This is a genomic window from Novosphingobium sp. (genome assembly GCF_039595395.1).
Lineage (GTDB): Bacteria > Pseudomonadota > Alphaproteobacteria > Sphingomonadales > Sphingomonadaceae > Novosphingobium.
On record NZ_JBCNLP010000006.1, the window covers coordinates 1203884 to 1224712 of the forward strand.

Consider the following 20829-nt stretch of genomic DNA (forward strand, 5'->3'; position numbering starts at 1 on the left):
TCGTTCCGGGCGAAGGCGTCGAGGGGAAAGGCCACGCCGCCCGCCAAAGCCATGGTGGCAAGCAGCAAGGCGAGACGGTGGCGGATCACAACGCAAGATCCAGTCATGATGAGATCTCCTGCCAGGGCGAAAACCGGCTGGAGCAACGCGATCGGGTCCATGGTGGGGGGATGACCCGATCGGTGCTCCAGCCGTCGCGGGCGGCCTTCCAATCGGAAGGCCGGGCGATCAGAAGCGATAGGCCACCGACAGGAAGCCCGCAGGCTGCGTCTTGTGGACCACCAACGGACTGCGGCCATCGGCACCCAGCACGGTGGTCACCACGCCCGAGGCGCTCAGCATGATGTTGCTGGTCAGGCGATAGCTGGCGGTCAGGCTGCCGCTGGCATCCTTGAAACCGGCGCCGAGGGCATAGGTGCTCAGACCCGAGGCGGTGGCCTGCACCGTATCGATGCCGAAATAGCGGTTGTTGAACTTGGCATTGGCCCAGGTCGTGCCCACGCTGGGGATGATCGTCAGGCGGCGCGTGACCGCGACCGGGTAGGACAGGCTGGCATCGGCCACCAACCCCTTGGTGCCGCCGACAAAGCCCTGCGTGGCGCCCAAAGTCAGGATCACGCCCTTTTCGTGAAGCGACACGAAGCCGCGCGCGCCGGCCCCGAAATTGACCGCGCCAATCCCGGCGGGCACATCCTTCGAGCGATAGCCTTGCGTATAGGTGATGCTGGCCCCCACCGTCACCAGACTGGTGTCGACAAGATTGACGCCCACGCCGTCGCGCAGATTGGCGAAGAAGCGCCCCTGCTTGATGTCGATGGCCGGCAGAGGCAGCGCGCGGTACTTGTCACCGCCCTCATAGGCCGGGGCATAGAGCGCGCCCATGCCCACAATGATATGGTCGGTGTTGCGCACCGCGTCGCCCTGGGCGGCGGCATCGACATCCTGTGCCCGCGCCTCGGAAACGGCAAGCAGGGCAAAAGCGGCGCAGGCGGTGGTGATGACAGTCTTCATGCGTGGTCTCTCTGGATATCGGGCAAGCACCACTCTCCACCGTAAGCGTGGATCGGGCGATGCTTGCGGGGATGGTGGTGTGCGAACCGGTCAGGCGGCGGCGTGAATATCCGTCAGCAAGCGGGCCTCAAGGATCTGGCCGGGGCTGAAGCCGCTGGTCAGCAAGACGGTGGCGTCATCCTCGATGGGCTGACCATGGCGCAGCAGGATGACAAAGCGGCGCAGGCGTTCCAGCCGGGGATTGGCCAGTTGCAGCCGTTCTGCCTGGGGCTGGGTCAGATGAAACCAGCGGCGGGGGCGCGGCACGCTCCACAAGGGATCGCGCAGGCCCAGAGCAACCACGGTGCGTTCCAGCGACGCCAGCGATTGCGGGGGAGCGGGAGAAAGCTGTTCAGGATCATCGGGGGGCATGGATCTGGTCCTTTCATGGCTGAGACACCATGACCTTCGCCGACCCTCACCGAAAATCGACATAACAGGCAATAATTTACGCAAGCATCTGAAAATATGTGCTTTAAACTGACGCCTTGCAAAATCTACTCCCGTGTTGACGCGGCGCGATAGGGTTTTATCCTCACGCGTACACGAGCCCGATGCCCCTTCCCTTCCTCGAAACGCCATAGCGATCCCATGTCCGACAGCGGTCTGCTGCAGACCTTCCTCAACGCCCGGCCAGAGCTGCTGCGCTTCCTGCGGCTGCGCGGAGCCATGCCCGACGAAGCCGAGGACATTCTGCAGAGCGTCGGCCTGAAGCTGACGGCACAGGAAACCGGCCCGGTCGATCAGCCGCGCGCCTATCTCTACCGCATGGCCACCAATGCCTTCCTGCTGCACCGCCGGGGTGATGCCAGGCGGCGGCTGCGCGACGAAAGCTGGGTCGATGCGCAAAGCGGCTTCATGCGCGAGGTCGATCCCCAGCCCTCGGCGGAGAGCGCGCTGATCGCCAGCCAGCATCTGCATCTGCTGCAAGGCGTGATCGATGCCATGCCCGAGCGTACCGCCACCATCTTCCGCCTGTTCCGGCTGGAAAGCGTGCCCCAAAAGACCATCGCCGCCGATCTGGGCATCAGTGTCAGCGCGGTGGAGAAGCATCTGGCGCGGGCCTATCTCGATATTCTGAACGCGCGCAAAAAATTTGATGAGGAAAGCGGGCCTGTGCGGCATCCTGCTCATGAACAGGGCCAACATCATGACTGAGACCGCATCCGACCTGACCCAAACCGCGCTGAGCTGGCACATCCGCCTGCGCGACGGCAGCAATGCGGACTGGGATGCCTTCACCGACTGGCTGGCAGAGCACCCCGACCACGCCGAGGCCTATGCCGAAATCGAGGCCATGGATCATGCCCTCGATCCCGCTTTGCCCGATCTGCACTTTCCGCAGCCCCAGCCTGCGGCCCCCCTGCCCATCGCCGCCAATGACGATCCCCCTCCCCCGACGCGCCGCTGGCGCCGGGTGGCGGGCGCGGGGGGCGTGCTGGCGGCGGGACTGGCCCTGGCGCTGTTCATGGGGCCAAAAATGGGTCCGGGCTCCAGCCGCTACCAGATCGCGACCGCGCCGGGCGAAAGCCGCACCGTCCAGCTCGATGCAGGCACGCAGATCACGCTTAACGGCGACACGCGGATGGTGTTCGACCATAAGGATGCCCGCTTCGCCCGGCTGGACCATGGCGAAGCGCTGTTTGCCGTGCAGCACGACGCGCAGCACCCCTTCACGCTGGAGCTGAACGCCAGCAAGGTGGTCGATGTCGGCACGCTGTTCAATGTGGTCAGCCTGCCCGATCAGACGCGCATTGCCGTGGCCGAAGGCGCCGTCGATTACCGGCCCGAGGGGCAATCCATCCCCCTCCACGCCGGGCAGCAGATGCAGGCGGAAACCGGCACGGCGCGGGTCTCGCCCGTGGACCGCGAGGCGGTCGGCGGCTGGCGACACCGGCGCCTGAGCTATGACGGCAACCCGCTGGAACAGGTCGCGCAGGATCTGGGGCGGGTGCTGGGCGCGGCGTTCCGGGTGGATGCCGCCATCGCGCGCCAGCCGGTCTTCGGCACGATCGATGTGCAGGATGTCACGCCCGCCCGCATCCCGCTGCTTGCCACGGCCCTCAATGTCCGGGTGGTGAAGAAGGGCAAGATCTGGATCCTGAAGCCCGCCCATGGCCCCACGCCCTGACGGCGCATGGCGGGGTGTATCGGGCATCCTGCTGTGCGCCCCCCTGCTTCTGGCCGGCCCCGCGGCAAGGGCGGGCAGCTATGAGGTTCCCGCCGGGCCGCTAGGGCAGGTGCTGGCCCGCATCGGCGCGACGGGCCATGCCACCATTCTGGTCACCGATCCGGTGCTGGGCACCAGGCCATCGCGCGGGGTGCATGATGCCCATTCACTGCATGGCGCGCTGCGTCAGGCGATCAAGGGCATCGAGGCCAAGGCGCAATTCATCGATCCGCACACCATCCGCGTATCAGCCGCCCCGCGCCGGGTGCCGCCCCCTGCCCCCGTGGTCGCGCCCCTCGCACTGGCCCAGAGCGATATCCTCGTCACGGCCAGCAAGCAGGCGGTGGGGCTGGACCATTATCCCGGCTCGGCCAAGATCATCGCCACCGACCGGGGCTGGCTGGCCGAAAACGCGGCATCGGGCACCGGAGCCATCGCGCGGCTGCTGCCCATTCTGGCCTCCACCAATCTGGGCGACGGGCGCGACAAGCTGTTCATCCGCGGCATCGCCGACAGCAGCTTCAACGGCCCCACCCAATCCACCGTGGGTGAGTATTTGGGGGACATCCGCCTCAACTACAACGCTCCCGATCCCAACCTCAACCTCTACGACATGGACCGGGTCGAGGTGCTGGTGGGCCCGCAGGGCACGCTCTATGGCGCGGGCACGCTGGGCGGCATCATCCGCTTTGTGCCCAATCCGCCCGACAGCCACGCCGTGGCCGCCACCGCCTCGGCAGGGCTGAGCAACACATGGTCCGGCGCGGTGGGCGAGGATGGCGCGGCGATGGTCAACCTGCCGCTGGCGCGCGGCAAGGCAGCGGTGCGGATGGTGGCCTATGGCAGCCAGTCTGGCGGTTACATCGACGACCCCTCACGCGGGCTGAAGAACATCAACCGCAGCTCCAGCTATGGCCAGCGGCTGGCGGTGCGGCTGGACGATCTGGGCGGCTGGCGGCTCGATCTGGGCATGGTGTTCCAGAATCTCTACAGCGCGGACGGGCAGTATACGCTGCTGGGCACTCCCGAACTGACCCGCAACAGCGCCATCGCCCAGCCCTTCCACAATGATGAGCGGATGGGCTATGTCTCGGCCCGGCGCGCGCTGAGCTGGGCGGATCTGACCGGCAGTCTGGGCTTTGTGAAACAGGATCTGAGCACGGTCTTCGACGCCACCGGCTATGACGGCACGGCCACCCCCGCCCGCTACACCGAGCTGAACGACATCACCCTGTTCACCGGCGAGTTTCGCCTGAGCGGCCATAGCCGGCGCCACCCATGGGTGCTGGGCGCCTCCACCCTTTACAACGCCAGCGCGCTGATGCGCAGTCTCGGCCCGCTGAACGCGGAAGATGCGCTGACCACCGTGGTCAACACGCGGGGCGAAGGCGCGCTGTTCGGCGAAGTCTCCTTGCCCCTTGGCCGCCGCCTCACCGTCACGGTGGGGGAACGGCTGACCGTGGCCAGCAGCACCGGTTTTCTTGTCGATACCAATGGCGCCTTCACCAACCGGGTGAACCATATTGCGGCGCGGCTCTCCCACACGCTGGCGCTGGATTGGCATCCCGGCGGGCCGGTCTCGACCTTCTTCCATTACCAGCAGGGCTATCGCCCCGGCGGCCTTTCCGTGGCGGCATCGGGCAGCGGCGTGCAGAGCCAGCGCTTCGAGACCGACAATCTGAGCATGGACGAACTGGGCCTGCGCTATGGCCGGCAGGATCATGACCGCCTGTGGCTGCGCGGCGCGCTGTTCTTTGCCGATTGGGCGAACATCCAGGCCGATCTGGTCGGCAGCAACGGGTTGATCACCACGGCCAACATCGGCCATGGTTTTATCTACGGACTGGATGGCGAGATCGGCTGGCATCCTGCCCCGTCATGGACGCTGAGCGCGGCGGCCTTTCTCAATGACAGCCGCCTGAACGATCCGGCGCCCGCCTATGCCTCCAGCCTGTCGCAGACACTGCCCAATGTCGCACGGGGCGGCATACGCGGCGAGGCACGATGGAACGGACAATGGCGCCGGCGCTGGCCGGTGAACGCGGGCGCCACCATGCGCTACATCGGCCGGTCGGTGCTGGGCGTAGGCGCGGATCAGGGGGTGACGCAGGGCGGTTATGTCGTGCTGGGCGCCAATGCCCGCATCCAGATCGGGCGTCTGGGCCTGTCGATGATGGCGGACAATCTGGGCAATGTCCGGGCCAACACCTTCTCCTTCGGCAATCCTTTCGGCCTTTCGCAAGGCAATCAGATCACGCCGCTGCGGCCCCGCACCATACGGTTCGGGCTCGATACGAAATTCTAGATCTTCTCACTGTCAGGCGTTGGCCAGGGGTTCCTCCAGCCCATGCGGCAGCACAAGATTGAGCACCACCGCGATCACTGCCGCCGGAATGACACCGGACGTCAACAGGATGCGCAGGGTCTCGGGCAGATGCGACAGTGCCGCGGGCTCCAGTTGCAGACCAAGGCTGAGCGAGAGCGCCACCCCGAAGATCAGCATGTTGCGCTGATTCCACGCAACCGCCGAGAGCATCGACAAAGCGCTGGAGGCCACCATCCCGAACATCACGATCACGCCGCCGCCCAGCACCTCGATGGGGATTGTGGTGATGATTGCGCCGATGCGGGGCAGCAGGCCGCAGATCACCAGAATGACCGCGCCCAGCGTCACCACATGGCGGCTCATCATGCCGGTCATGGCGATCAGGCCGACATTCTGGCTGAAGGTGGTGTTGGGCATCGCCCCGAACACCGCCGCCAGCGCCGTGCCCACGCCATCGGCGGCGACCGAGCCTTCCAGTTCGCGATCAGTGGCACGGCGTCCGGCGGCGTTTTCGCAGATGACCTCCACATCGCCGATGGTCTCGATGGAGGAAACAAAGCCCGTCAGGCAGAAGCCGACAATGGCCGAGGCGGAGAGTTCGAAGCCGAAATGGAACGGCATGGGCACCATCACCAGCCCGGCCTGAGCCACGGGCGCGAAATCCACTCGCCCCATCGCCATGGCCAGACCATAACCCGACGCCAGTCCCAGCAGCACCGAGGCGGTCGACCAGATGCCCTTGGCAAAGAACTTGAGCCCCAGCGTCACCATCACCACCGTGCCCGCCAGCAGCCAGCTTTCGCCTGCTCCAAAGGCCGGTGTGCCGATGGCGGTGACGCCGCCCGCCGAATATTCCACCCCGATCCGCATCAGCGAGAGGCCGATCATCAGCACCACAAGGCCCGTCACCAGCGGCGGCAGGGCAAAGCGGATCCGCCCCACAAAGCGGCTGAGCGCGGCATGGAACAGCCCGCCGCACAGCGCCGCCGTGGTCAGCGCGGCCATGCCTGCCGGGCCCTTGCCCGCCACGATGGGCACCATCACCGAAATATAGGCAAAGCTAGTGCCCTGAACCAAAGGCAGCCGCGCGCCGATGGGGCCAAGGCCGATCGTCTGAAGCAGGGTGGCAATGCCGGCGAACAGCATCGACATCTGGATCATATAGATCATCTGCGACGTATCATGGGAACCAAAGCCGAAGCCCGCCGCCCCCGCAACAATGATCGCCGGGGTGAGATTCGACACGAACATCGCGAGAATATGCTGGATGCCCAGAGGCACCGCCATGGCCATACCGGGGAAATAATCCGGATCGCGCGCCTGTGCGGCGGTCAGCGCGCTGGGGCGGGGCAGCGGTGCGGTTTGGGTCAGGGCATCTGGCGTCATGACAGGCTCATCAATCGGGACAGGGAAGAGCGGGCTTGTGTCAGGATCTCGGCGCGGCTGGCCTGGACCAGCTCGCCCTCGCGCACCACGGCGCGGCCCTCGACAAAGACGTCGCGCGCGGCGAGCGGAGGGGCCAGCGCCAGAGCGGCTACCTTGTCCCAACTACCAGCGCTGGCGATGTCGTCGATGGGCCATATGACGAGGTCGGCGCGTTTACCCGGCGTGAGTTGACCGCAATCCTCGCGGCCAAGGATCTGCGCGCCGCCTCTGGTGGCGAGGCGCAGAGCCTCGCGCGGGGTCATGGCCTCGGCGCCCAGCGCCACACGTTGGAGCAGCATGGCCTGACGCGCCTCGGCCAGCAGATGGCCCGCATCGCTGGAGGCCGAACCGTCGACGCCCAGCCCCACCGGCACGCCCGCATCCACCATGGCGCGGATGGGCGCGATGCCGGAGCCCAAACGGCAGTTGGAACAGGGGCAATGCGCCACGCCGGTCTTGCTGGCGGAAAACAGCGCGATTTCGGTGGCATCGAGCTGCACGCAATGGGCGTGCCACACATCCGGCCCGGTCCAGCCCAGATCCTCGGCATATTGGCCGGGGCGGCAACCGAAACGCTCCAGCGAATAGGCGACATCGTCCTTGTCTTCGGCCAGATGGGTGTGGAGCATCACCTTCTTGTCGCGCGCCAGCAGAGCGGCATCGCGCATCAGATCCTGACTGACCGAAAAGGGCGAACAGGGTGCCACGCCGACGCGCACCATGGCGCCATCGCGCGGGTCGTGGAAACGGTCGATCACGCGGATCGTGTCGGCCAGAATGGCATCCTCGCGCTCGACGAGGCTGTCGGGGGGCAGGCCTCCGGCGCTTTCGCCCACGCTCATGCTGCCGCGTGTGGGGTGGAAGCGCAGGCCAACCGAGGCAGCGGCGGCGATGGTGTCGTCCAGCGTCACGCCATTGGGGAAGAGATAGAGATGGTCGGAACTGAGCGTGCAGCCCGACAGCGCCAGCTCCGCCAGCCCCAGCCGCGTGGCGGCATAGACATCCTGAGGCGTGTAACGCGCCCAGATCGGGTAAAGCGTTTTCAGCCAGCCGAACAAGGATGTGCTGGCCCCGCCCGGCACGGCGCGGGTCAGCGTCTGGTAGAGATGGTGATGCGTGTTGACGAGGCCGGGCGTGATCACGCAGCCATGCGCCTCGATCACCTCCGCGCCATCCGCCAGCGGGGCCAGATCGGCGCTGGTGCCGATGGCGGTGATGACGCCATCCTGAAACGCGATGGCGCCATCGGCGATCTCCCGGCCCTCATCATCCATGGTGACCAGAACATCGGCGTGGCGGATCAGAACTCGAGGGGACACGTTTTCAAAACTCCTTGGGTATTTTAGGAAAGGAGGGGCCGCGCGGCAGCCCCTCCCCCCATCATCAGAACTTGTACTTGAGCGAGGCCTGCCAACTGCGCGGCAACTGGGGCAGCACGATATCGGCGCCGAACAGATCCTGTCCGCCCGCACGGAAGTAACGCGCATTGTTCACATTCTTCATGCCAACACGCAGCATCCACGAGCCTGTGGTGTAGGAGGCGCCAAGGTTGAGCAGCCAATAGGCGGGCAGCTTGACCGTGTTTGAATAGCTCAGGAAAACCGAGTCCACATGGGTGACGTCGCCGGTGAAGGCGATGCCATTGTCGAAGGCATAGGTCGCCGTGGCCGAGACGACATTCTTGGGCTCGCCGGGGCGGTTGGCGTTGGCCTTGGTGATCGGCACCAGACCGAACTGCGAGCCGCCAAAGGTCAGCGCGGGATTGACGCCGGGGAAATCGGCGGCGCCAAAATAGTTGAAGTAGGAACCGGCGGTCAGCGCGCCGATGTTGATGACGTTCATATGGGTGTAGGACCCCGTCACCAGCAAATGCTTGTCCACCGACCAGCGCACCTCGGCCTCGACGCCCTTGGTCTGCAGGATCTGGTTGGTCAGCGAGCTTTCGGCGCCCGCCTGCGTGCGCTTCTGCTTATAGACCGAGACGGCGGCATAGAGCTTCTTGTTCAGGAACTCGCCCTTGACGCCGCCTTCCAGCAGGTTCGACTCGCCCAGAACATTGCCGCTCAAGATATTGGAAAGATAGAGTTCCGAACCCTCACCCGCGACCACCGTCTGCTGGCGCGAGACGGTGATGTAGGGGATCAGGCCGATCGGCGACTTGTAGGAGAGGCTGGTGTTCCACGACCAGCCGCCCTGCGTGCCCTTGGCCGTCGCCGTGCCGGTCGAGCCGTAACCGGCGCCGACATTGCCCGCGATGTTGGTGGGGTCATACTTGCCCAGCAGCGCGGTCGAGACGGCATGCACCGTGTCGTAACGCGCGCCCGCGATCAGATCGAGGCCGACCTTGGAGTCGATGTCGACCAGCCCGGCCATGCCGAAATCGCTGTAATGGCCGCGCACATAGTCCGAATAATCGTTGCCGCTCTGGGTGGAGAGCAGGCGGGTGGACTGGGCGTTGAAGCCGACGGTGATGTCAGGCCGGTTCCACAGCTCCACACCGTAATCGTCGGCAAAGTCGAAGTGGGTGTAGCGCAGCGAGGGCGAGAGCTGCAGCGAGATCTTGGCAAAGGGCGTGTCGAAGCTGTCGGAGGCGACGATCTTGTCCTCGATCACATAGGAGTTGAAGGCCTGCGCGAAGCCATAGGCGTTCTCGTTGAGGTTGATGCCGCCGTCGTAGAACAGCTGGTTCTTGATCTTCAGATCGCCGCCGCCCTTCCAGGTCAGGTCGAAATAGGCGGTCTTCTGGGTGTTGTTGAGCTTGTCGTTAGGGCCGGTCAGCGTGTCACGCATGCTCAGATGGGTGGTGCCGGGGTTGACCAGATTGAAGTCCTTGGCCCCGCGGAAGCAGGCCGCGGTGTAGCCCGCGGCCGTGGCCGTGCCACCGCCGCAGTTGAAGCTGCCGAACCAGCCAAGGCCGTTCCCGCCATTGGCGGCATAGGCTTCCTCACGCGAGATCTTGCCGTCGCCATTGGTGTCCAGGCTGGTGCCTTGACCGGTGATGTAGGTGCCGTTGTCGATCAGATCCTGCGTGACGCGGTTCCAGCCGCTGTTCTGCACGCTGTGATATTGCTGGAAGGTGCCGCCGAATTCGGCCAGCAGGTTGGGGGTGATGTCGGTGTCGAAGGCCGCCGAGAACAGGGCATTGTGAGTGAAGACATTGCGGTAATAGCTGCCCGAATCCTCAAGCTCGCCATAAAGGCTGTAGCCGAATTCATGGCCTCCGACCTTGCCCGGACCGGTGACGCTGGCTTTCAACACCTTGCGGCCCCAGCTTCCCAGATCGAGCTGGATGTCGCCCTTGGCCTCGGGCGCATAGGTGCCGTTGGCCGCGCGCGCGGTCTTGGGCACGAAGTTCATATAGCCGCCGATCTTGGACGGACCATAGATCACGCTGGCGGGCCCGCGCACGATGTCGATGCGGTCGGCAGCGCCGATCGGGGTGGAATAGTTGCCCGGATTGTCCAGCCGCAGCATGCCGCGATAGTAAACGTCCGAAGGCGCGCCACGGATATCCAGCGCGCCGCCGGTGCCGAAGAAGGAGGAGGTAAAGGTACCCGGCGCCTGCGAGACCAGATCGTAGATCTGGGTGATGCCGAAGCGCTCCATCTGCTCTTTCGAGACGGTCGAAGCCGAACGCGGCGTTTCCACCAGCGTCTTGTTGAAACCGAAGACCGAGCCGACATCCTTCAAGGGCAAGGCCCCCAGCGAGCCTTGCACCACGATATCGGGCTTCTGTTCGCCAGCGGGATCAGGCTCCGGCGCGGGGACGGGAGCCGGCGCGGGCGCGTCGGCGGCAAAGGCGGGAACGCTCAGTGAAACGCAGGTCAGCATGCTGGCCAACATCAGCGCGCGGCGCGCCCTCTGGCCGGTAACGGTCGATGTGCGATGGTCAAGACGCGGCATTGTTGCCCCCATATTTGCGGCCAGACGGGGCTCTACCCTCGCCTCGCCAAGATTGCTGAACCTCCAATCCCAGGCATTTCATTTATGTTTTTGAATGCTTTGTGCGCCGTTGCGCCCTTCCGTCAGGCGCTCTTGTTCTCCTCGATGGCGCGGCGTTCGAAAGCGGCGAGCTGGCCTTCCAGAGCCAGTTGCATCCGCGCCTTTTCACTGCCCGCCGCCAGCACACGGCAGGCGGCGGCCTCGAACCCTGCCGCGCAGGCTGCCACGGGCAGGCCGACATGGCGGCTCTGCCAAAGGCTGGCACCGGGGATGAAGCTGAACTCCAGCCCATTGCGCGAGATCTGCTTGAGGTCGCGATAGGTCAGCCCCTGCTCGCGAATGGCGCGCAGATATTCATTGGTCATATCGGTGCGCAGCACGCCCTGATCGTCGGTGGAGAGCACCACCGGCACCCCGCGCCGCCGATAGAGATTGAGCGGATGATCCGCGCCGGACACGCCAAGGATCACCGCATTGCTGGTGAGGTTGATCTCCACCGCGATGCCCTCGCGCGCCATGCGGGCCATGGTGGCATTGGCCTCGCTTTCCAGTGCGATATCCGTGCCATGGCCGATGCGCTGGGCGCCGCCGTCGCGGATGGCCTTGGCGATATGGTCGGCAAGATCGGTGGGCGGCACCAGTCCGAAAGCCAGCTCTCCGGCATGCAGGCTGCGGTGGACCTGTGGATATTGCCCCTCCAGAAAGCGGAACATTGCCATATGCAGGTCGTAGTCCCGCAGCGAGATCGGCCAGTCCTCAGGCTCGACGATGTTGACACCGACATAGCGCGGATCGCGCGCCGCCAGCGCAAAGCTGGCCATCAGCGACCGGAAAGCGCCGAGCGGCGGCATGCCCCGCGCCGATTGCGCCAGATAATGCACCGCCACGCCGCAGCCGGCTTCGGCCCTGTCCGTGCCGCAGCCCATGGCGGCTTTCACCTGCTGCTCCTGCGCATCGAGAGCGGCCACCGAGCGGGCAACCACCGCCTCCATCACGGGCTTTTCCCGTGCGAAGATGCGGGGCAGATCGGCCTGCGTCAGAGCCTCATCGGGCGCCGCCCCGGCCCAGCCCCAGATGCCGCCCGGATTATGCTGCAACTCAAGGTAGAGCACATGGTCCAGCGCGGCGATGCGCCGGGTCGAGACCAGCCCTTGCGCTTCCTTGCCCGTCTCGGCAGGGCCGAATTTCTCGAAACTGTCGAAGAACTGGGTATGGCCGCTGGTGTCGTTGCGGCCCACGCCATGCTGCCAGCCGCGCGTGGAGAGATTGTCGATCATCCGGGCGAAGAGGAAAGGTTGCTTTTCCGCGACCTCCTTCTCGGAGAAACCCGGCGCGCAGGGCGGCTGGGCGAAGGCCAGCGTGGCAGCATCGATGCACAGGCCTTTCTCGCCCGCCCAGCGCATGAAATCCTCGGCATAGACCGAACCGCCCATGTGATTGTGCAGATCGCCACCCTTGGGCATGGCGCGCAGCAGCACGCGCAAAGCCGTGGGGCTGGCGGCGGCATGGTCGAAGATGGCGGCCACCTGCGCCTCGCGCACCGCCGCCATCGTTTGCTGAGGCGCCGCCATCAAGGGCGCACCGACCAGCAACGCAGCCGCAGCAAAACCGGTTCGTGAAAGCAGGCGAAGGATCACGCCTTGGCACCCGACCAGACGTCAGCCTTTTGCGCACAGGAAAAAACAGGCCGCAAGCAAGGGTGGCCAAACCGAAACGAACGCATGGTGTGGGCCCCTATCCGATCCCCGTTTCACCGAAACTGACCGAGGCACCCGTTTCAATCAACCATAATGAATTCAACATCTCGTTCTAAAAATTAGTCCACCCTCAGAAATGCCGCAGTGCAGCGGGCCGTTTCAAAAGAACGCACTCCCAACCGGACCGAAAACGAATTTTCAGAACACCCCGTGCTTGTAACGATGATGGACGCCCCGGTGAATCACCGATACCCGAGCAGCCAATTCCACAGTCAAATGGATCGCTGCTCGACCGGCGGCGGACATGAAACGGGGCGAGGCACGGATCGGCTTCTGCCCCGGCCCCGTTTCGCGCGGGATCGTGGCGCCGCACAGCATATCCATAGGGGGCAATTCAAAATCCATGACGGGCCGCCAAAGCCACCGCATCCTCACACGCAGCCTGATGGCCATGGGCGCGCTGACGGTGACCGCCGCTTCGCTGGTGCGTTCGCAAGAAAGCGCGCCGATTGCTCCCATAACACGCCCGGCCCCCGATGTGGCCGCGCTGTTCGATGCCTATTGCTCCTCCTGCCACAATGACATCGACAAGGTCGCCTCCTTCTCGCTCGACGATCTGAAACCAGGCGATGTGGCGCAGGGCGCGCATGCCGATGCCTGGGAGAAGATCCTGAGCAAGATGGCCCGGCAGGAAATGCCCCCGCGCAGCAAGGACCAGCCCAGCCCGGCCGAGCGCGCCGCGCTGGTCGCCTGGCTGCAAAGCGCGCTGGACGGCTACGCCCGCGCCCATCCCGATCCGGGTCGCGCCACGGTGCGCCGCCTCAACCGTGTGGAATATGCCAATGCGGTGCGCGATCTGCTGGGGCTGCAGGTCGATGTCAGCCGCGATCTGCCGCAGGACAATTCAGGCTATGGCTTCGACAACATTGCCGATGTGCTCTCGGTCTCGCCCACGCTGGTCGAGCGCTATGTGCTGGTGGCAGGCCGCGTGGCGCGGCTGGCGACGGGGCTTGGTCCCGTAAAGCCCTTCGCCACCACGCATGATATTCCCAAGGACGGCTCGATCATGAATTCGGGCCGCCCGGCCTACAATGACCGCATGAGCGAGCGCCTGCCGATCGGCTCACGCGGGGGCGGCGCCTTCGATTACTACGCGCGCGCCGGCGGCACCTATGAGGTGGCGGGCTGGCTCAACGCCAACACCAACAATGAAGCCGACCGCATGGCCGAGGACCGCGTGGCGGTGCGCGTGCCGCTGCAGGCCGGAGCCCATGTGATCGGCCTCTCCTTCCGCAAGAGCATCGCGCCCGATGAAAGCGTGCAGACGCTGCGCAACACCACCGACAAGGTGCCGTTGCCGGTGGACAAGCCCATCATGCTGCCGATGGATGTGTCGGTGGATGGGGTGAAGGTGCAGACCGTTCAGGTGCCTTCCTACCGCATGAGCCAGCGCTATTCGCAGCAGAATTTCCCGCGCGATGTGATGGAGATCGATGTTCTGGGCCCCTACGATGTGGCGGCAAAAGCACCGCTGCCCGATACGCCCAGCCGCCGCCGCATTTTTACCTGCCATCCTTCCAGTGCGGCGCAGGAAGAGCCTTGCGCACGCTCCATCGTCACCTCATTGGCGCGCCACGCCTATCGCCGCCCAGTCAGCCAGAGCGATATCGCCCCGCTGATGAAGACTTACGCCGAGGAGCGCAAAACCGGCAGCTTCGAGACGGGTGTCGAAGCGGCGGTGGAAGCTATCCTCGTCTCCCCCCATTTCCTCTTCGCAGTGGAGGGCGATCCGGCGGGCGCGGCGCCCGGTTCGGTGCATGCGGTCGGCGATCTGGAACTGGCCACCCGCCTCTCGCTGTTCCTGTGGAGTTCGATCCCCGATGAGCAACTGCTGACTCTGGCCCAGCAGAACCGCTTGCACGATCCGGCAGTGATGAACGCCCAGATCACCCGCATGCTGGCCGATCCGCGCTCCACCGCGCTGACGAAGAACTTCGCCGGGCAGTGGCTCTATCTGCGCAACCTCGACCAGCAGCGGCCCGATACCGATGTCTTCCCCCAGTTCGATGTGCGCCTGCGCGCCGCCATGGCGCAGGAAACCGAGCTGTTCTTCACCCATGTGCTGCAATCGAACCGCAGCGTGCTGGATTTCCTGTCCTCGGACTACACCTTCCTCAACGCCAGATTGGCCCAGCATTACGGCATTCCGGGTATCAACGGCACGGCAATGCGTCTGGTGAAGCTGGACCCGGCATGGCATCGCGGCGGCCTGCTGGGTCAGGCCAGCATTCTGACGGTCACCTCCTATGGCAACCACACCAGCGTGGTGAAGCGCGGCAAATGGGTGCTGGAAAACCTGCTGGCCGCAGCGCCCCCGCCGCCCCCGCCCGACGTGCCCGCGCTGCAGGAAGCCCATGGCGGCAAGCTGCTGACCGCGCGCCAGCAGTTGGAGCTGCACCGCTCCAACCCCTCTTGCGCGGCCTGCCATGTGCGGATGGACCCGATGGGCTTTTCGCTGGAAAATTATGATGCGGTGGGCGCATGGCGCACCATGGATGTCGGCCAGCCGATCGACAACAGCGGCATCCTGCCCGATGGCACCCATTTCGCGGGGCTTTCGGGGCTGCAAAAGATCCTGCTCGATCACCGCGAACAGTTTGTTCAGGCCTTCACCTCGCGGCTGATGACCTATGCCCTCTCGCGCGGGCTCGGGCCTTTCGATCAGCCGCAGGTGCGCGCCATCGCCCATGCCGCCGATGGCGATGGCGACAAGATCCAGACGATCATTCGCGGCATCGTCTTCAGTGACAGCTTCCGCCTGAAGAAGGTGCCAGACGGCAAGCCCCTCACCCCCACCCAGATCACCATGAGGCAAGCTCGATGATCCTGCGCCGTCAGCCCCTCGCCCGCCGCACCGTGCTGCGCGGGATCGGCACCGCCATGGCCCTGCCCTTTATGGAGGCCATGGCCCCCAGCGCCAAAGCCGCCGATGCCGCCGCGCGCCCGCGCCGCCTCTCGGTGTTCTATACGCCCAACGGCATGATGATGGACCAGTTCAGGCCCGGCCCCGGCGCCACCACGCTGGAGCCGCTGAACGCCTTCAAGGACCGGATGACCGTCATCACCGGCCTCGGCCATCCGCAGGCAGCGCCGATGGGGGATCTGAACGCCGGTCATGGCCGCTCCTGCCCCGCCTTCCTGACGGGCACCCATGTGCGCCAGACCGAGGGCACCGATATCCGCTGCGCCATCTCCGTCGATCAGGTCTATGCGCGGCATCTGGGCGATGCGACGCAGCTTTCCAGTCTGGAAACCGGCATCGACCAGCCCAGCCTGCTGGGCAGTTGCGACATCGGCTATTCCTGCGCCTACACCAATGGCATCTCGTGGATGAGCCCCACCGTGCCGCTGCCCGTCGCCGCCAATCCGCGCGATGTGTTCGAGCGGTTGTTCGGCGATGGCGATGCTCTGGACGCGCAAAGCCGCATGGCGCAGATGCGGCGCCAGACCTCGATCCTCGATTTCGTGCGGGAGGATGCCCAGCGCCTGACCGGAGAGCTGGGCATGGAGGACCGCCGCAAGCTGGACGAATATCTCACCGCCACGCGCGACATCGAAAAGCGCATCCAGCGCGCCGCCTCCACGCCTCTGGCCGATGCCGGATCGATGGAGCGCCCCGCCGGTATCCCCGACAGTTTCGACGCCCATGTGAAGCTGATGGTCGATTTGCAGGTGCTGGCCTTTCAGGCCGATATCACGCGCGTCGCCACCTTTATGATCGGGCGGGAAATCTCCAATCGCACCTATCCCGAGATCGGCGTGCCCGATAGCCACCATATGCTCAGCCACCACGGGCATATGGAGGAGAAAAAGGTCAAGCTGGCGCAGATCAACCGCCACCATATGGAGTATTACGCCTATCTCCTCAAACGTATGAGCGAGACCAGGGACGGCGAGACCAGCCTGCTGGATCGCAGTTTCGTGCTGCGTGGCTCGGCCTTCGGCGACCCCAATGAGCATGATTATCTCGACCTGCCGGTGGTGGTGGCCGGCGGGCTGGTGAAGCATGAGGGCCATGTAACCGTGGCCAAGGGCACCAGCATGTCGAACCTGTTGCTCACCGCGCTCAATGCCGTGGGTGTGCCGGACACGCATTTCGGCGACAGCACCGGCCCCCTGAAGGAGGTCGCCCTTGCATAAGCCCATGATGGTCGCGCTGTTGCTGGGCATGACCGCGCCTGCTTTGGCCGCCCATGCCCCACAGGCCGATCCGGCGCCGGGCGAGGCTGACATCGCCCTCGCCCGCGCCATCGAGACCGGAGACGACGATGCCGCCCGCGCCGCTCTGGCCGCCCATGCCGCGCCCAACCGGAGGCTGGCCTTTCGCGCCACACCGTTGATGCAGGCGGTGGATCGGCAAGACGCACCGCTGGTCGGCCTGCTGCTGGACGCGGGAGCGGATGCCAATCTCGCGGATGAGGAAGGCCTTTCCCCCCTGACTCTGGCCTGCCAGTTGGGCGGTGAGGCCGTGCTGGAGCGCCTGCTCTCCGCGCCGCATATCGATCTGCGGACAGCCCTGCCCGATGGCGCCAGCGCGTTGCATATCTGCGCGCGCTATGCCCCGACACCGGTGGTCGCGCGATTGCTGGCGGCCAAACTGCCCGTCGATACGCCAGACAGCCGGGGCCAGACCCCGCTGATGTGGGCCGCCGCATCAGGCCGCACGGACACCATGGCGCTGCTGCTCAAAGCCGGAGCCAAAATCAACGCCCAAACGCAGGCCGGCTTCACCCCGCTGTTCTTCGCGATCAAGAGCGGCGTGCCCGAAGCCAGCGCCGCCCTGCTGGCAGCCGGCGCCGATGCCAATCATCGCGGGCCGAAGAACACCAGCACTTTGCAACTGGCGCTCTATCAGCAGAACTGGGCCGCCGCCGCGCAACTGGTCCAGCGCCTGCCCGACAACAGCCCGCTGCTGGCCGAAAAGGACGATCAGGGCCTGCCGCCGCTCAACGCGGCGGCCATGGGCGGCGATCTGGCGCTGGTGAAACTGCTGCTGGCCAAGGGCGCGGCGGTCAACGGGCTTTCCGGCCCCTCCGGCATCACCTGGGTGACCGAGGCCAATTTCGGCATGCCCCCGCCGCCCGTGCCGCCAACGCCTCCGCTGCTGCTGGCCGCGCAGCATGGCCAGACGCAGGTGATGAAGCTGCTGCTGGACCATGGCGCCGATCCCCACTTCACCGCCGCCAATGGCAGCAACATCGTGATTTCCGCCGCCGAGGGCGGCCGGGCCGATGCGCTGGCGCTGGCGATCACCGTGGGCCCCGATGTCAATCTGGCCGATGACCGGGGCAGCACTGCCCTGCATGTGCTGGCGGGAAGCAATTACAGCCCCGAGCTCGCCCCGATGCTGGCGTTGCTCCATGCCCATGGCGCGCGGGCCGATCTGGCGGATAAAAAGGGGCACACGCCCGCGATGGTGGCCGATGGCACGCTCAAGGAGGTCAAAGCCGCCTTTAACGCCGTTTTTCCCGCGACAACCGCCGTCAAACCCACATAATTGGCGCTTATCCCGCGCCGCCGACCCCGCTCTCACGCATCACCTGCGCCAGATGGTTGAGCAGCAGCGAGGCGGGCACCGACAGGGTCCGCCCCGAAGCGCTGATCAGCGACAGCACGGAAAGCGGAATGTTCGTCTCGGCCAGCGGCACGAAGATCAGCCTGCCCTCGGCCAGTTCGGCGGTGACGTCCAGCTTGGTGAGCAGCCCCACGCCGCGCCCGCCCTGCAACAAAGCCTTGAGCAGGCCGATGGAATTGGCGTTGATGGTCGCACGGGTGCGCCCGCCCACGGTGCGCGCCCAGAGATTGTCGATCACCTGCCGATAGGACAGCGATTCATCGGGCAGCACCAGCCCGTGTTCGGCGCATTCGGCAAAGCCCACCTCGCTGCGCTGAGCCAGAGGATGTCCCTGCGCCACCACCGCGCCAAGCTGATAGACCATGGTGCGCTCGACACGGAAGCCATGCCCTTCGGGCGGATTGAAGGTGAGCGCCAGCTCCACCTGCCCTTCCGTCACGCTGTCACCCACCGCCTGGGCGCCTGCCACCACCACATTGAGGTCGATGCCGGGGTAATCCTCGCGGAAGCGGGTCAGCGCGCCCGCCACGAAATCGATCGCCCCTTCCGCGATGGCCATCGTCACCTCGCCCCTACGGAGCCCGGTGAGATCGTCGATCTGCGCCATGGCGTGGCCCAGCTCGCGGCGCCAGCGGCGCACATAGGTGATCAGCACCTCGCCCGCCGCCGTCAGGCGCAGGCCCTGAGGCATGCGCTCGAACAGGCGCACCCCCAGCTTTTCCTCCATCAGCAGCATATGGCGGTCGATGGCCGAGGGCGAGATATGCAGGCGCTCCGACGCCTTGCGGATCGATCCGGAGCGCACGACCTCATCGAAATAGACGGCAAAACGCGAAAACATGGCGGCGGATGGCTCCATGACAGCAGGAACCAGAGTGTTCTAAAAATTATCGAGAAATTGCAAATCAATTCTAATGGATTTGCACGGGGGCCGCCGATAGACAGAGATCAGCATCGGACGAAAGCGGCTCCAAGCCTTCTTCCGCCACCCCGCGCCGCGGCGCCCGGCAGGATGACAGAATGATCCTCACCTTTCAGCACCCCATCATCGGCCAGTCTTACCAGTGGAGCCCGGCTGGCTGATCCTGTGGCCGGCGCCGCTCTCCCCTTTCGCGGCGCCGGTCCTTTCGGGGAAAGGGGCAAGACAGACGGCGCCCCCGGCGATAGGCTGGGCCTCTGCGCCCCATCGACGATCAGCAAGGATCTTCCTCTGCCATGACCCAAGCCGCCCAAGCCCCTGCTGCCTCATCGCTGACGGCGCTGGCCCAGCGCCATTTCGCCCTCGCCGAGCGCGGATCGAATGTGCGGACCGAGGTGGTGGCCGGGCTCACCAGCTTTTTCACCATGGCCTATATCATCGTGGTCAACCCCGGCATTCTGGGGCTGGCGGGCATGCCGGTGGCGGCGGTGGCGGCGGCGACCTGTCTTTCGGCTGCTCTGGCCTGCGTGCTGATGGGCGTGATGGCCAATGCCCCGCTGGGGCTGGCGCCGGGCATGGGGCTCAACGCCTATTTCAGCTTTACCGTGGTGCAGGCGATGCATGTGCCATGGCAGGTGGCGCTGGGCTGCGTGTTCATCTCGGGCGTGGCCTTTCTGCTGCTGACGGCGGCGGGCATTCGCCAGATGATCGTCGCGGCCATTCCGCCGCATCTGCTGGCGGCGGTGGCGGGGGGCATCGGGCTGTTCATCGCCTTTATCGGGCTGAAGAATGCCGATCTGGTGGTCGCCAATCCCGCAACGGTGGTGGCGCTGGGCGATCTGCACAAGGGCGGGCCTCTGCTGGCGCTGATCGGTCTGGCGATCATGGCCGGGCTTTCGATCTTCGGCGTGCGCGCGGCAATCCTGATCGGCATCGTGGGTACCACACTGATCGGCTGGATCACGCATCTGGTGCCCTTTGCCCCCGCCAAGGTGGACACGGCGGGCATCGGCCAGACGATCATGGCGCTGGACCTCAACGGCGCGATGCATCTGGGCGGCAAGGCCTATGGTCTGGGCTTGCTGGAGGTGGTCTTCGTCTTCCTCTTCGTCGATCTGTTCGACAACATCGGCACGCTTTGCGCGGTGACGAAACGCGCCGGCCTGATCGAGCCCGACGGTTCGATCCGTGACCTTAACAAGATGCTCTATGCCGATGCCATCGCCACCATGGCGGGATCGATGATCGGCACGTCCACCGTCACCTCCTATGTGGAGAGCACCAGCGGCGTGGAAGCCGGTGGCCGCACCGGGCTGACCGCCATCGTCTGTGGGCTGATGTTCCTGATCGCCCTGCCCTTCGCGCCCTATGCCGCCGCCGTCCCGCTGGCCGCCACCGCGCCTGCGCTGGTGCTGGTGGGCGCGCTGATGATGGCGCCCTTGCAGGAAGTGAGTTGGGAACGTGCCGAACAGGCCGTGCCCGCCTTCCTGACTTTGGTGATGATCCCGCTGACCTTCTCCATCGCCAATGGCCTCGCCTTCGGCATCACCGCCCATGCCGCGATCAAGATCATGAAGCGCGAGGTGACCAGGGGCGACTGGCTGCTGCTGGTGCTGGCCGTCCTGTTCATCCTGCGCTTTGCCTATATCGCCGCTGCCTGAGGGA

At 65.5% G+C, this 20829-nt stretch carries 15 protein-coding genes; 7 read left to right on the top strand and 8 right to left on the bottom strand.

From position 1 onward, the window contains the following. Positions 1–228 precede the first annotated feature (228 nt). Together ABDW49_RS25070 and ABDW49_RS25075 are read right to left on the bottom strand one after the other, a co-directional pair. Positions 229–1011 (bottom strand): MipA/OmpV family protein, encoded by a 783-nt coding sequence (locus ABDW49_RS25070; protein ID WP_343616261.1) that lies wholly within the window; start codon positions 1009–1011, stop codon positions 229–231. Between the two features lie 90 nt (positions 1012–1101). Next, complete coding sequence (locus tag ABDW49_RS25075; protein WP_343616263.1) at positions 1102–1422, bottom strand: hypothetical protein; 321 nt, start codon at positions 1420–1422, stop codon at positions 1102–1104. Between the two features lie 219 nt (positions 1423–1641). On the opposite strand from ABDW49_RS25075, the gene ABDW49_RS25080 reads away from it, so the two are divergent. Genes ABDW49_RS25080 through ABDW49_RS25090 form a run of 3 tightly spaced genes read left to right on the top strand, consistent with a single transcriptional unit; the run spans position 1642 to position 5525 of the window. After that, entirely contained in the window at positions 1642–2208 is a 567-nt protein-coding gene (locus ABDW49_RS25080) for a sigma-70 family RNA polymerase sigma factor (protein ID WP_343616265.1), read from the top strand. Next, a complete protein-coding gene (locus tag ABDW49_RS25085; RefSeq protein ID WP_343616267.1) occupies positions 2201–3181 on the top strand; it encodes a FecR domain-containing protein in 981 nt (326 codons plus the stop codon). Before ABDW49_RS25080 ends, ABDW49_RS25085 begins: the two co-directional genes overlap by 8 nt. Next, positions 3165–5525: a TonB-dependent receptor plug domain-containing protein gene (locus ABDW49_RS25090; RefSeq protein ID WP_343616269.1), complete on the top strand. Its 2361-nt coding sequence runs from the start codon at positions 3165–3167 to the stop codon at positions 5523–5525. Before ABDW49_RS25085 ends, ABDW49_RS25090 begins: the two co-directional genes overlap by 17 nt. A gap of 12 nt (positions 5526–5537) precedes the next feature. On the opposite strand, the gene ABDW49_RS25095 is transcribed toward ABDW49_RS25090, so the two are convergent. From ABDW49_RS25095 to ABDW49_RS25115, 5 genes are all read right to left on the bottom strand, one after another. Continuing rightward, positions 5538–6932, bottom strand: coding sequence for a nucleobase:cation symporter-2 family protein (locus tag ABDW49_RS25095; protein ID WP_343616271.1), 1395 nt, complete (start codon positions 6930–6932; stop codon positions 5538–5540). Beyond that, positions 6929–8290, bottom strand: coding sequence for an 8-oxoguanine deaminase (locus ABDW49_RS25100; RefSeq protein ID WP_343616273.1), 1362 nt, complete (start codon positions 8288–8290; stop codon positions 6929–6931). The genes ABDW49_RS25095 and ABDW49_RS25100 overlap by 4 nt, the downstream gene beginning before the upstream one ends. Positions 8291–8354: 64 nt before the next feature. Further along, positions 8355–10874, bottom strand: coding sequence for a TonB-dependent receptor (locus tag ABDW49_RS25105; protein ID WP_343616275.1), 2520 nt, complete (start codon positions 10872–10874; stop codon positions 8355–8357). 122 nt (positions 10875–10996) lie between these two features. After that, positions 10997–12550, bottom strand: coding sequence for an adenosine deaminase (locus ABDW49_RS25110; RefSeq protein ID WP_343616276.1), 1554 nt, complete (start codon positions 12548–12550; stop codon positions 10997–10999). Between the two features lie 258 nt (positions 12551–12808). Further along, the gene (locus ABDW49_RS25115) at positions 12809–13015 is read right to left on the bottom strand and encodes a hypothetical protein (protein ID WP_343616278.1); all 207 of its coding nucleotides are present in this window, start codon (positions 13013–13015) and stop codon (positions 12809–12811) included. On the opposite strand from ABDW49_RS25115, the gene ABDW49_RS25120 reads away from it, so the two are divergent. From ABDW49_RS25120 to ABDW49_RS25130, 3 genes are read left to right on the top strand one after another with little or no spacing between them, the layout of a single operon-like run. Continuing rightward, positions 13014–15494 (top strand): DUF1592 domain-containing protein, encoded by a 2481-nt coding sequence (locus tag ABDW49_RS25120; protein ID WP_343616280.1) that lies wholly within the window; start codon positions 13014–13016, stop codon positions 15492–15494. The two genes, ABDW49_RS25115 and ABDW49_RS25120, sit on opposite strands and share 2 nt — an antisense overlap. Further along, the gene (locus ABDW49_RS25125) at positions 15491–16810 is read left to right on the top strand and encodes a DUF1552 domain-containing protein (RefSeq protein ID WP_343616282.1); all 1320 of its coding nucleotides are present in this window, start codon (positions 15491–15493) and stop codon (positions 16808–16810) included. Before ABDW49_RS25120 ends, ABDW49_RS25125 begins: the two co-directional genes overlap by 4 nt. Further along, complete coding sequence (locus ABDW49_RS25130) at positions 16803–18167, top strand: ankyrin repeat domain-containing protein (RefSeq protein WP_343616284.1); 1365 nt, start codon at positions 16803–16805, stop codon at positions 18165–18167. The genes ABDW49_RS25125 and ABDW49_RS25130 overlap by 8 nt, the downstream gene beginning before the upstream one ends. A 7-nt stretch (positions 18168–18174) precedes the next feature. Here ABDW49_RS25130 and ABDW49_RS25135 read toward each other — a convergent pair whose 3' ends face one another. Further along, the gene (locus ABDW49_RS25135; protein WP_343616285.1) at positions 18175–19086 is read right to left on the bottom strand and encodes a LysR family transcriptional regulator; all 912 of its coding nucleotides are present in this window, start codon (positions 19084–19086) and stop codon (positions 18175–18177) included. 374 nt (positions 19087–19460) lie between these two features. Between ABDW49_RS25135 and ABDW49_RS25140 the strand changes: the two genes are divergently transcribed. After that, positions 19461–20825 (top strand): NCS2 family permease, encoded by a 1365-nt coding sequence (locus ABDW49_RS25140; RefSeq protein WP_343616286.1) that lies wholly within the window; start codon positions 19461–19463, stop codon positions 20823–20825. Positions 20826–20829 lie beyond the last annotated feature (4 nt).